This window comes from Actinomyces provencensis (assembly GCF_900155435.1).
Lineage (GTDB): Bacteria > Actinomycetota > Actinomycetes > Actinomycetales > Actinomycetaceae > Pauljensenia > Pauljensenia provencensis.
On record NZ_LT700212.1, the window covers coordinates 2,114,030 to 2,125,386 of the forward strand.

General features: G+C 69.8%; 11 protein-coding genes and 1 pseudogene. 3 read left to right on the forward strand and 9 right to left on the reverse strand.

Annotated elements, in window-relative coordinates; translation table 11 throughout:
- The 8 genes and pseudogenes from BQ9890_RS16310 to BQ9890_RS09400 all read right to left on the reverse strand — a co-directional run.
- Positions 1-231: pseudogene (locus BQ9890_RS16310) on the reverse strand (hypothetical protein); the annotation flags it as partial.
- Complete coding sequence (locus BQ9890_RS09370; protein WP_075891065.1) at positions 221-1,246, reverse strand: vWA domain-containing protein; 1,026 nt, start codon at positions 1,244-1,246, stop codon at positions 221-223. The pseudogene BQ9890_RS16310 and the gene BQ9890_RS09370, both read right to left, overlap by 11 nt.
- A gap of 82 nt (positions 1,247-1,328) precedes the next feature.
- Entirely contained in the window at positions 1,329-2,348 is a 1,020-nt protein-coding gene (locus BQ9890_RS09375) for a vWA domain-containing protein (RefSeq protein WP_075891067.1), read from the reverse strand.
- Entirely contained in the window at positions 2,345-2,803 is a 459-nt protein-coding gene (locus BQ9890_RS09380) for a hypothetical protein (protein ID WP_075891069.1), read from the reverse strand. Before BQ9890_RS09380 ends, BQ9890_RS09375 begins: the two co-directional genes overlap by 4 nt.
- Positions 2,793-3,674: a DUF58 domain-containing protein gene (locus tag BQ9890_RS09385; RefSeq protein ID WP_075891071.1), complete on the reverse strand. Its 882-nt coding sequence runs from the start codon at positions 3,672-3,674 to the stop codon at positions 2,793-2,795. Before BQ9890_RS09385 ends, BQ9890_RS09380 begins: the two co-directional genes overlap by 11 nt.
- Positions 3,675-3,687: 13 nt before the next feature.
- A complete protein-coding gene (locus BQ9890_RS09390) occupies positions 3,688-4,680 on the reverse strand; it encodes an AAA family ATPase (protein WP_075891073.1) in 993 nt (330 codons plus the stop codon).
- Positions 4,681-4,709: 29 nt separating this feature from the next.
- Positions 4,710-5,468, reverse strand: coding sequence for a hypothetical protein (locus BQ9890_RS09395; protein ID WP_143226293.1), 759 nt, complete (start codon positions 5,466-5,468; stop codon positions 4,710-4,712).
- A 322-nt stretch (positions 5,469-5,790) separates the two neighbouring features.
- On the reverse strand, positions 5,791-7,626 hold the full coding sequence (locus tag BQ9890_RS09400; RefSeq protein ID WP_075891077.1) for a phosphoenolpyruvate carboxykinase (GTP): 1,836 nt from the start codon (positions 7,624-7,626) through the stop codon (positions 5,791-5,793).
- A gap of 415 nt (positions 7,627-8,041) precedes the next feature.
- On the opposite strand from BQ9890_RS09400, the gene BQ9890_RS09405 reads away from it, so the two are divergent.
- The 3 genes from BQ9890_RS09405 to BQ9890_RS09415 all read left to right on the forward strand — a co-directional run bounded on the left by BQ9890_RS09405 (position 8,042) and on the right by BQ9890_RS09415 (position 10,340).
- Entirely contained in the window at positions 8,042-8,671 is a 630-nt protein-coding gene (locus tag BQ9890_RS09405) for a DUF47 domain-containing protein (RefSeq protein ID WP_075891079.1), read from the forward strand.
- Between the two features lie 4 nt (positions 8,672-8,675).
- Entirely contained in the window at positions 8,676-9,734 is a 1,059-nt protein-coding gene (locus BQ9890_RS09410) for an inorganic phosphate transporter (protein WP_075891081.1), read from the forward strand.
- Between the two features lie 159 nt (positions 9,735-9,893).
- Complete coding sequence (locus BQ9890_RS09415) at positions 9,894-10,340, forward strand: septum formation family protein (protein ID WP_195907655.1); 447 nt, start codon at positions 9,894-9,896, stop codon at positions 10,338-10,340.
- Positions 10,341-10,537: 197 nt separating this feature from the next.
- Here the strand turns inward: BQ9890_RS09415 and pstB are convergent, their stop codons facing one another.
- Positions 10,538-11,317, reverse strand: a complete 780-nt coding sequence (pstB, locus tag BQ9890_RS09420; protein WP_075891083.1) for a phosphate ABC transporter ATP-binding protein PstB — start codon at positions 11,315-11,317, stop codon at positions 10,538-10,540.
- Positions 11,318-11,357 lie beyond the last annotated feature (40 nt).

Consider the following 11,357-nt stretch of genomic DNA (forward strand, 5'->3'; position numbering starts at 1 on the left):
CGACCACCACAGTGGCCTCAGTGCGGACCGGGCACGCCTGCGCCGCCCTCGTCCGCCGGGCGTTGCGGCTCCCCCGCGTCCCGGACCGGCGGGAGGGGTGTCCCCCTCCCCACCGGAGGCATCTGCGGGGGGCGCGCCGAAGGGCACCAGCAACTCGTCACCGGGGTCCTGTCCCCGGTCCGCACCCCCGGGGGTGGGTGAGTGGGTGCCGTGGGGTGGGTCAGATGGCATGTGCCCTCCTCAGTGCCCGCACGCGACCCGCCAGGGCCGCGGCCTCCCATGCGGTGACCAGCGCGAACGCGAGGGCGAACGGCCACAGGAAGTAGCGGTAGGTGGACAGCTCCTCCCGGGAGTCCACGATCAGCTCGGCGTGGTCCATCATCCGGGAGGCCTCCGTGGAGATGGTCGCGGTGTCGGGTGAGTGGACGTAGTCGACACCGAGGTCATCGGCGGCCGCCTGCAGGGTGGCGGTGTCGATGTGGGAGACCGCAGGGGGCGCGCCGGGCCGGGAGTAGTCACGGATCCACTCCGGCTCCGCACCCGACTGGGCGCCGGTGGGGTCACCGAGGCTGTGGGCGCGCATGCGGCCCCCCTCCTCGGTGCCGTACCCGATGACCAGTCCACCGTCGACGTACTCCCGCAGGGCGGCCCAGGCGTGGGGCTGCGGGGAGGCCACCTCATTGGAGGTCTCCCCGTCGGAGAGGACGAAGAGGTAGCGCACGTTCTCCGGGTGCGACTCCCGGGCGCGCATCAGGTCCGCGAGGAGCCTGGTGGTGGGACGGTCCAGGGAGGAGCCCTGGGAGTACTCCGAGAGCTCCTGCTGGAACGTGTCGATGAAGGACCCGATGGCGGACTCGTCCGTCGTCAGCGGCACGACCGTGCGCACGTCCGAGTCCCAGGTGCGCACCGAGAAGCGGGCGCCGCCCATGGACTCCAGGACCGTGTGCAGGTCCTGCTTGACGCCGTCGAGACGGGGCTGTGTGCCGTCCCAGTCTTCCGCCGCCATCGACCCCGTCCGGTCGACGACCAGCCAGACCTCGGTGCTCGACGTCAGTCTCTGCGCCTCACCCGGCACGGAGGGACCGAGCAGCATGAGCAGGACCAGGGCGGACATGAGTCCACGGCGCACCAGGACCCAGCGACCGTCGGGTCCGCGTCGGCGCACCCCCACCACCAGCAGTCCCACCAGCACGAGTGCCAGCACCACGAGCAGCCATGCGGGTTCCACGACCGGACGCAGGATCATCGTCGGCCACCTCCACCCGTGGTCCCGGCGACGTGGGTGTGCCCGCCCCCGTACCCGGCGCGAGCGGCCCCGTTGTGCCCGCTCACAGCCGTGCCCATCCGCCCAGTGCCAGCAGCGCGACGAGGGCGACGGCGACCCACGCCAGCGCCGTCCCCGGTCGGTCCGTCTCCACGGTGGTGGCGCTCCCCTCCAGGTCGACCCGCTGCTGGGCCTCGATCTCCGCGATGATGCCGTCCACCGAGGAGGGCTGGGCGGCGTCGTGGAAGTCGCCCCCGGTGGTGCGCACCTGGTCCCGCAGTTCCGTCCCCTCCGCGGTCAGGTAGGTCGTGTCCCCCGGGTAGAGCGCCGTGACGACCACGCCCTGTTGGCGGGCGAACTCCATCGCCTGGGGGAGCGTGTAGATCTGGGCGCCCAGCACCTCGTTGTCGGTCGCGAGGATGACCATCCGCGAGCGCTCCTGGTCCGTGTGGTCGAAACCGAGGACGCAGCCGGCGAGGCCGTCCCCCGACAGGGAGGACAGCTCCCCGGCGGGGTCCTGGGTGCCCTCCAGGAAGTCCAGCAGCTCCGAGGTCACGTACACCCCGTCGGAGCTCTGCCCCTGGAACCCGTCGGTCATCAGGGTGCCGACGTCCTCCAGGGTCCGGGTGGCCATGTCGTAGTCGTCGGTGAGGGGGAAGAGGACCATCGTGCGCGCGGACCACAGGTGCAGGGAGATGCGCTCCCCGGAGAAGTGGTCGACGATCCGGCGGAACGAGCCCGCGATCTGGCCGTCGTAGGGGATCATCGACCCCGACGCGTCCAGGCACAGGACGATGTCACGACTGGAGAGCCTGCGGTCCTCGAGATGACGGTCCACGGGTGCACCTGCGGACACGGCGACTGCCACGGTGAGACCGACCAGGCTCACGAGGGTCCCGGCCAACGCCCACCTGGTGCGGCGCACCAGCGCGCGGTACTTGGGCAGCTCGCGCACGTACCCGCTGTTGGCCACCCAGCCCCGGCGACCCTCGCGACGTCCCGCGTCGCGCAGCAACCACCAGCCGGCCAGGGCGGCGACTGCGACCACGAGCACCACGGCCAGTGCGAGGAGGGGGAACCTCATGACTCCACCGCCTCACGCGCCAGGGCCAGCGCCCGGTCCTCCGCCGCGTGCGGATCACCCTGGAAGCTGGGCTGTTCGCACTCCCGCAGCACGGCCACGAGCTCGGGCCAGGAGGGGGTGAGCACCTCGACCTCGTCGACGGTGGCCACCTCCAGGTCACGGCCCGTGCGCGCGGTGCCGAGGGAGCGCATGAGCCCGGCCAGGGCGAGGTGCAGGGCGCGCGCGTCGAACTCCCCGGAGTCCCGGCGGCCCCCGATCTCGTCGACGAGGGACAGGTAGCGACGTCGCTCCGCCTGGGAGATCGAGAGCAGCTCGGGGACGTCCGTCTCCTCCGAACGCCACCAGCGCACCAGGCATCCCACCACCCACGCCACGACGAGCAGGGCGAGGACGGTGCCCACGACCCACATCCAGTTCGGGTAGGCGACGGGGTCGCGCAGGGAGTCACCGGACACGGCTCCCCCTCTCCAGGGCGCGCACCAGGGCTCGGGGGACGTCGGCCACGGCGTCGACCCCCACCTGGGTCACTCCCCTGCGCCACAACATCTGGGAGACCTGTCCCTTGCGCTGGGCGATCGCCTCGCGCGCCTGGGCGGCCAACTCCGCATCGGCCGTCACGAAGTCCGGCAGCGGCCCGGCGTCGACGTCGATGACGTCGGTGCCGCGTGGCAGCGAGGTGGGGTCGGCGTCGGAGACGGACATGACGATCATCTCGTGACGCACCCGCAGCCTCTTGACGACGTCCTCGTGGGCAGGTGCCGGGTTCGTGCCGTCGGTGACGAGGACGACCAGGGAACGCCGTCTGGTCGAGGTCAGGACCCGGTCGAGCAGGCGCGCCACGTCGGAGGAGGGGGAGGCGAGGTCGATGTCCTCGGCGATCTTGCGGAGGATGAGCTCCGCATGGGAGTTGCCCGAACGGGCGGGCACCTGGCGCAGACGCCGGGAGTCGCCGGCGACCATCCCCACCTGGTCTCCGCGGACCGTGGAGAGCCAGGCGATGGTCTCACAGGCTGCCAGGGCGACCTCCTCCTTCGTCTCCCCCGAGGGGGCGAGCGCCCCCATGGAACGCCCGATGTCCACGACCAGGATCACCTGGACGTTGGCGGTGGCCTCGAAGCGCTTGACGACGGGTCGTCCCGCGCGTGCGGACACCAGCCAGTCGATGTCCTTGACGTCGTCGCCCGGCTTGTAGTCCGCCATGTCGAGGAACTCCATCCCCCGACCCGCGCGCATGGACCCGTGCCTGCCCTCCATCTGGGAGAGCAGTCGGCGCATGACGGGCAGCTCGACGCGGGCCGCGATGGCCTCGAGTCCGGGGGAGTGCATGGCGGGGCCGTCCTCAGGGCACCGGGACGGCGTTGAAGACGGCGTCGACGAGGCCGTCCACGGAGACGTCGTCGGCCATGGCGTCGTAGGTGCGGATGAGTCGGTGGCGCAGGATCGGGTGGCGCATCGCCTTGATGTCCTCGGGCACCACGTAGTTGCGCCCGGCCATGAGGGCCAGTGCCTGGGCGACCTGCATGAGCGCGATCCCGCCACGGGGGGAGGCACCGACACGCACATGTGTGCGCAGCCCGGGCAGCGGGTTGGGGCCGGCACCACGGGTGGTGTTGATGAGGTCGACGACATAGGTCTTGATCGTGCGGTGGACGAAGATCCTCCGGGTGAGCGCCTGCAGTTCCCCGAGTTCCCCCAGGGAGATCGGTTCGCCGTCGAGTGGCTCGGAGATGGAACCGGAGTCGATGCGTTCCAGGACCTCCAGCTCCTCACGCGGCTGGGGGTAGGTGATGACCTGCTTCATGAGGAAGCGGTCCATCTGGGCCTCGGGGAGCACGTAGGTGCCCTCCTCCTCGATGGGGTTCTGCGTGGCCATCACCATGAAGGGCCTGGGCAGGGGGTGCACGACCCCACCGATGGTGGTCTGGGCCTCCTGCATGGCCTCCAGCATGGCCGACTGGGTCTTGGCGGAGGAACGGTTGATCTCGTCCAGGAGGACGATGTTGGCGTGGACGGGACCCAGCTGGGTCGTCATCTCACCGGTGGCGTAGTTGTAGATCTGGGTGCCGATGATGTCGTTGGGCATCAGGTCGGGCGTGCACTGGATGCGGTGGAACGTGCCTGAGACGGCTGCGGCCAGCGTCTGGGCGGCCGTCGTCTTGGCCAGGCCGGGCACGGATTCGATGAGGACGTGTCCGCGCGCCAGCAGTCCCGCCATCAGTGCGCGACGCAGGTCGTCCTGACCGACGACCCGTTGCGTGAACATCGCATCGATGCGACCCAGGAGCCCCTGCGCGTGCTCGATCTCGTCATCGGTGAGGTACTGGTCTGCCACATCGCCTCCTGGTGTCGTCGTCGTGCAGTCTAGGGGGTCCCGGTCCGGGAGTGCCTGCGGTGCTCCCGCCGCACGAGCAGGGCGAGCCCGCCCAGACCCGCGAAGCCGACCAGCAGGGACCCGACCACGGCCATGGTCCCCCGACTGATCCCCCCACCGCCCCCGGCTTGCACGTCGAGGTCGCGCAGCACCACGTCGGAGCCGGTGACGGTCACCGTGGGGCCCTCGACCTCGCCCACGCTGGCGGAGGTGATGTCGGCGGGCATGGACACGGTGAGCACGACGTCCTCGGGTGAGATGCCGAGCGAGTCGGCGATCTCCTGGGACACGGCACTGGACCCGGACCCCTGGGAGAGTGGGAGCGCGAGGCGGTACTCGCCCTCGTCGGCGTCCGACCACCACAGGGGACGCCCCGACTGTCCGTCCCAGTCGGCGCCGCCCAGGGTGAGCGTGGCCGTCATCCGGCAGCGGAGGGCGGTGTCGTCGGGGACCTCGGAGATGTCCGTGTCCGTGTCGTCCACGGGCACGATGCCCTGCAGGAGCCCGTCCACGACCTGCACGCAGGTCGGCCCCTCGCCGTCGATGAGGCTCCGGTCGATGCCGACCTCCAGGGCGACGTCCGCCACCCCCTCGGCCGAGACGCCGATCGTGGCATCGAGGTCGCAGGCGGACAGTCCCGCGACCGCGAGGGCCACTGCGGCAGCGCCGGCGAGGGCGGACCCCCACCGCACCCGGTCGGTGGGTCTGCGGCTGGGCGTGGCAGTCGGAGTCGGAATCGGAGTCGGCATGGGCACCAGTATCCCCGCCCCCCGCCGAAGTCCGCTCCGTTCGACCCTCGAAGTCCGCTCTGTTCGGGGCTCGAAGTCCGCTCCGTTCGGGGCTCGAAGTCCGCTCTGTTCGGGGCTCGAAGTCCGCTCTGTTCCGGGGTCGAAGTCCGCTCTCCCGGGGTGCACGTGCCGTCGCCCCGGTGTGGACCCGGTTCCGCCCACGAGGTCGCGTGGGGGCGTCGGTCGGGCACTTCGGTGGGTGCGATCCGCGGGCGCGGCGGGGAGGAGAACGAGGGCGGGCCCGCCCTCCCGGAGGAGGACGGGCCCGTCAGTGAGCCGGGGCTCAGGCCTTGGCGGCAGCGATCCGCTCGCGGAACTTCGCGAGCTGGTCGGTGATCGCCTGAGGCAGGTGGGAGCCGAACTGCGAGAAGTACTTCTCGGTGTCGTCCATCTCAGCGGCCCAGGCATCGGGATCGATGGCGAAGAGCTTGTCCCACTTCGCCTTGTCGATGTCGAGCCCGTCCAGGTTGAAGTCCTCGAACTTCGGGTAACGGCCGGTCACGCCGTCGATGGCCTCGACCTCACCGGCGCGACGACGCACGATCCAGTCGAGCACGCGGGAGTTGTCGCCGTAGCCCGGCCACATGAACTTCCCGTTCTCGTCCTTGCGGAACCAGTTGACCTGGTAGATGTAGGGGAACTTGTCGCCGAGCTCCTCCTGCATCTCCAGCCAGTGACCCCAGTAGTCGGCCATGTTGTAGCCGCAGAAGGGCAGCATGGCGAAGGGGTCGTGACGCAGCGAGCCGGCCTTGACGTCGGTCGCGGCGGCGGTGACCTCGGAGGCCACGGAGGCGCCGATGAAGACACCGTGTGCGGCCTCGTACTGCTCGGCCACCAGCGGCACGTTCGTGGCGCGACGACCACCGAAGAGGATCGCGTCGATCGCGACGCCCTGCGGAGCCTCCCAGTCGGGGCAGATGATCGGGCACTGCTTCGCCGGGGTGGTGAAGCGGGAGTTCGGGTGGGCGGCCTTCTCGCCGGAGTCGGGCGACCAGTCCTTGCCGTGCCAGTCGATCAGGTGGGCCGGGACCGGTCCGTCGATGCCCTCCCACCACACGTCACCGTCGTCCGTGAGGGCGACATTGGTGAAGATGGTGTTGGACTTCATGGTCTCCATGGCCATCGGGTTCGTGTCGTAGGACGTTCCCGGTGCGACGCCGAAGAAGCCGGCCTCGGGGTTGATGGCGTAGAGGCGGCCGTCGGGGCCGGGGCGCATCCAGGCGATGTCGTCGCCGACGGTCTCGACCTTGTAGCCGGGGATCGTGGGCTGGAGCATGGCAAGGTTCGTCTTGCCGCAGGCGCTCGGGAAGGCCGCGGTGACGTGGAACTGCTGGCCGGTGGCCTCACGGTTGAGGCGCAGGATCAGCATGTGCTCGGCCATCCAGTTGTCGCGGCGCGCCATCGTGGAGGCGATGCGCAGCGCGAAGCACTTCTTGCCCAGCAGGGCGTTGCCGCCGTAACCGGAACCGTAGGACCAGATCTCGTTGGTCTCGGGGAAGTGGGTGATGTACTTCTCGTCGTTGCAGGGCCAGGCGTCATCCTTCTCGCCCGGGGCCAGCGGCTTGCCGACGGAGTGGACCGCGGGGACCCACGGCTTGCCCTCGGCGATGAGATCCATGGCAGCGGCGCCCATGCGCGTCATGATGCGCATGTTGGTGACGACGTAGGGGGAGTCGGTGACCTCGATGCCCAGCTGGGAGATCGGGCCGCCGAGAGGACCCATGGAGAAGGGCACGACGTACATCGTGCGACCGGCGTAGGTGCCGGTGAACTTCTCGTGCAGGGTCGCCTTCATCTGCTTGGGATCGGCCCAGTGGTTCGTCGGGCCGGCGTCCTCCTCCTTCTCGCAGCAGATGAACGTGCGGGACTCGACGCGCGCCACATCGGAGGGAAGGGAGCGCGCGAGGAAGCTGTTCGGACGCTTCTCAGGGTTCAGCTGGGTGAACATCCCGGAAGCGACCATCTCGGAGGTGAGACGGTCCCACTCCTCCTCGGAGCCATCGCTGAACTCGACCCTCTCGGGCTTCGCGAGCTCGGCAATGCCGGTCACCCAGGTGATGACCTCTTCAGGTGCGTTCGACGGCGCTGCTGCGCGCACGTCCTTTTCAGACACGGACATACTTCTTGCCTCCTGAGGCACTCGGTATTCCGGGGCGCGGTCACGCCCTCGACCAACAGTCACCATCATGACGCACGCAACACCCCTCCGCGAGGGCGGATGGTCCCGACACGGCTGTGCGCAACGGCACAGGCATGCGGGCACACCAGTGCTGCGCGCCCGGAGCCCCCTCGTCGACCCCGGACGACCAGTGGCCGACCTGGTGCACTCCCGCGCGTGTCGCGCCGTCCCACACGCGTCCCGTGGGGCACCGCGCGCCCCTGCCCGGCTCCCGGCCTCCCCCACGCGGACGCAGGAGGCGTCGCCGCGCGCGGGGGGAACCACCGGTCCCCGGGACCTCGGACGTCATCCACGGCCCCGCACGTGCTCTAGTCTGGACGAGCCCGTGACCCACTGAACCTATGGGAGACACACTGTGGGAATGCGTAAACCGGAGGGACCGTCGTTCTTCGACCTTCTCTCCACCCAGGCCAGGGAGCTCGTCACCGGAGTCGGACTCCTCACCTCCATGCTCGGTGCCAGCCCGACGGAACGGGTCGCCCTGCGCGACAGCCTCCACGAGGTCGAGCACGCCGGCGACGAGATCAACCACCAGGTGGTGCGTCGACTCAACCTCTCCTTCGTGACCCCCTTCGACCGGGAGGACCTCGGCTTCCTGGCCGCCCGCCTGGACGACTGCATGGACCTCATGGACGAGGCCGGGGACCTCATGGTCCTCTACGGCCTCACTGACATCCCTGACGACGTGGCCGCCCTGCTGGCCGCCCAGGTGGACGTCCTCACCCGCTGCGCCGAGCAGACCGCGGATGCCATGCCCGGTCTGAAGTCCCCGCTGTCCCTGCGCGACTACTGGGTCGAGATCAACCGCCTGGAGAACGAGGGCGACCAGGCCTACCGCATGACGCTGACGACCCTGTTCGACTCGGGCCTGGACCCGATCACGATCATCAAGCTCAAGGATGTCGTGGAGGTGCTGGAGCGCTGCGCCGACGCCTTCGAGGACCTCGCCAACGGCATCGAGACGATCGCCGTGAAGGAGTCCTGAGACAGTGGACCTCAATCTGGTCCTCGTGCTCCTGGTCATCACCATCGCGCTGGCCTTCGACTTCACCAATGGCTTCCACGACGCGGCCAACGCGATCGCCACCTCGGTGTCGACCCGCGCACTGACCCCGCGCGTCGCGCTGGTCATGGCGGCCGTCATGAACGTCGTCGGAGCGCTCCTGGGCACCGAGGTGGCCAAGACGATCGGCGAGGGGATCATCGACATCTCCCACTACTCGCTCTCCACCGACGTCTCCCTCCAGCGCGAGGGCCTCGTCATCGTGCTCGGCGCCCTCCTCGGCGCCTGCACCTGGAACCTCATCACGTGGTGGTTCGGTCTCCCCTCCTCCTCCTCACACGCCCTGATCGGCGGACTGGTGGGTGCGGGGCTCATGTCCTCCACGCAGGTCAAGTGGACGGGGATCCTGGAGTCCGTCATCATCCCGATGTTCGCCTCCCCCGTGCTCGGATTCTTCCTGGGTTACCTGGCGATGAAGCTCGTCATGCGGATCTTCGCGAACTTCCCCTACCACCGCACCATGCGCCACTTCCGCATGGCGCAGACCGTCTCCGCCGCCGCCATGGCCCTGGGCCACGGACTCCAGGATGCGCAGAAGACCATGGGTGTGATCGTCATGGCCCTCGTCGCAGGCGGTTACGGGGAACACCACAACATCTTCGACCCGGTCACCGGTGACATGACGATCCCCCTGTGGGTCAAGCTCTCCGCCGCCGGTGCGATCTCCCTGGGGACCTACTCCGGCGGGTGGCGGATCATGCGGACCCTGGGGCGGCGCATCATCGACCTGGACCCGGCCCGTGGCTTCGTCGCGGAGACGGTCTCGGCCTCGATCCTCTACATCTCGGCGTTCGTGCTCCACGCCCCCATCTCGACCACGCACACCATCACCTCCGCCATCCTGGGCGTGGGCGCGACCCGGAGGTTCTCCGCGGTCCGGTGGGGTGTCGCGGGCAACATCGTCGTGGCCTGGTTCCTCACCCTGCCGGCAGCGGCCGGTGTCGCCGCGGTGATGTTCTGGCTGCTCCACGCCCTCGTCCAGTGAGGCACCTCCGGTGAAGCACGCGCCCCGGGCCCGCCTCCGTGGGGGCCCCTCCCGATGAGCCCCCGTCCCGCTGCCACCGACCCACCGGGCCCCCGCGGGCTGGGTGCCCCTCGGGTGGACGTCCGCGGGCTGGGTGCCCCTCGGGTGGACGTCCGTGCGGTGGGTGCCCGTCCACGAGAGCGGGGCCGCGCTCTCGGTGCCCTCACCGCATGCGCCCTGCTCACGCTGGGTCTGGGAGCCTGCTCCTCCACCAGCGTCCTGTCACTGGAGACGGGACAGTGCCTCGACGCTCCCTCTGGCGAGACCGTGACCGACGTCGAGCTGCGCCCCTGCACCTCGGCCCACAGCCTGGAGGTCGTGGGAACCTTCGACCTCGACGGAGACACCCTCCCCGCCGAGGACGAGCTCTCCGCGATCGCACAGGAACGCTGTTCACAGGCCTTCGCCGACTACGTCGGCACCGACGTGGAGGAGTCGGGCCTGGACCTGACCTGGTTGGCCCCCACCGCCCAGTCCTGGAACGCCTCGGACGACCGGACCGTGGCCTGTCTGGCAGGTGCCGACACGGACTCCCTGACCTCCTCGGTGAAGGGTTCCCGGCGCTGATCCGACTGCACCCGCCGGTGAGCACGTTCCGAGCCCAGGGCTGCTCCCGCCCCGCACCGGCGGTGATCCCGCCCCACCCCGCCCTGCCCCGGCGCTGATCCCACTCCTCCCGTGCGCGGGGCGTGGGACGCCGCCGGACGGGATCGGGGGGCCGGGGCACGCGGCCCCGACCCCCCGAGGAGTCCCGCCCCCGGGACTCAGCCGAAACGACCCGAGATGTAGTCCTCGGTCGCCTTCTCGGAAGGCGTCGAGAAGATCTTCTCGGTCGAATCGAACTCCACGAGACGTCCCGGCTTCCCGGTCGCCTCGAGGTTGAAGAAGCCGGTCCGGTCGGAGACGCGGGCGGCCTGCTGCATGTTGTGGGTGACGATGACGATCGTGTACTCGTCCTTGAGGTCGTTCATGAGGTCCTCGATGGCGAGGGTGGAGATCGGGTCCAGGGCCGAGCAGGGCTCGTCCATGAGGAGGACCTCGGGGCGCACGGCGATGGCACGGGCGATGCACAGACGCTGCTGCTGCCCACCCGAGAGGGAGGATCCGGGCTTCTCGAGGCGGTCCTTGACCTCGTTCCACAGGTTGGACCCGCGCAGGGACTCCTCGACCAGGGTGTCCTGGTCCGACCTCGACATCCGGCGGGAGTTGAGCTTGACGCCGGCCAGCACATTGTCGCGGATCGACATGGTCGGGAACGGGTTGGGGCGCTGGAAGACCATGCCCACCCGCCGCCGGACCTGGACGGGGTCGATGTCCCTGCCGTAGATGTCGGTGCCGTCGAGCAGGACCTCGCCCTCCACACGCGCCCCGGGGATGGCCTCGTGCATGCGGTTGAGGGTGCGCAGGAAGGTCGACTTCCCGCAGCCGGAGGGCCCGATGAGGGCGGTGATGGCATGGGCGGGGATGTTGACGGTGACACCCTCCACGGCGAGGAAGTCGCCGTAGTAGATGGACTCGTCGGTGATTTCCAGACGGTTGGGCATCGTGGTCCTTCGTGGTCTCTGGGGGCGGGGGCGGGGCGGG

Excerpts from the sequence above, each read along its gene's own strand:
- BQ9890_RS09370 (WP_075891065.1), bottom strand. The coding sequence starts at position 1,246 with ATGATCCTGCGTCCGGTCGTGGAACCCGCATGGCTGCTCGTGGTGCTG.
- BQ9890_RS09385 (WP_075891071.1), bottom strand. The coding sequence starts at position 3,674 with ATGCACTCCCCCGGACTCGAGGCCATCGCGGCCCGCGTCGAGCTGCCC.
- BQ9890_RS09395 (WP_143226293.1), bottom strand. The coding sequence starts at position 5,468 with ATGCCGACTCCGATTCCGACTCCGACTGCCACGCCCAGCCGCAGACCC.
- pstB (WP_075891083.1), bottom strand. The coding sequence starts at position 11,317 with ATGCCCAACCGTCTGGAAATCACCGACGAGTCCATCTACTACGGCGAC.
- BQ9890_RS09375 (WP_075891067.1), bottom strand. The coding sequence starts at position 2,348 with ATGAGGTTCCCCCTCCTCGCACTGGCCGTGGTGCTCGTGGTCGCAGTC.
- BQ9890_RS09400 (WP_075891077.1), bottom strand. The coding sequence starts at position 7,626 with ATGTCCGTGTCTGAAAAGGACGTGCGCGCAGCAGCGCCGTCGAACGCA.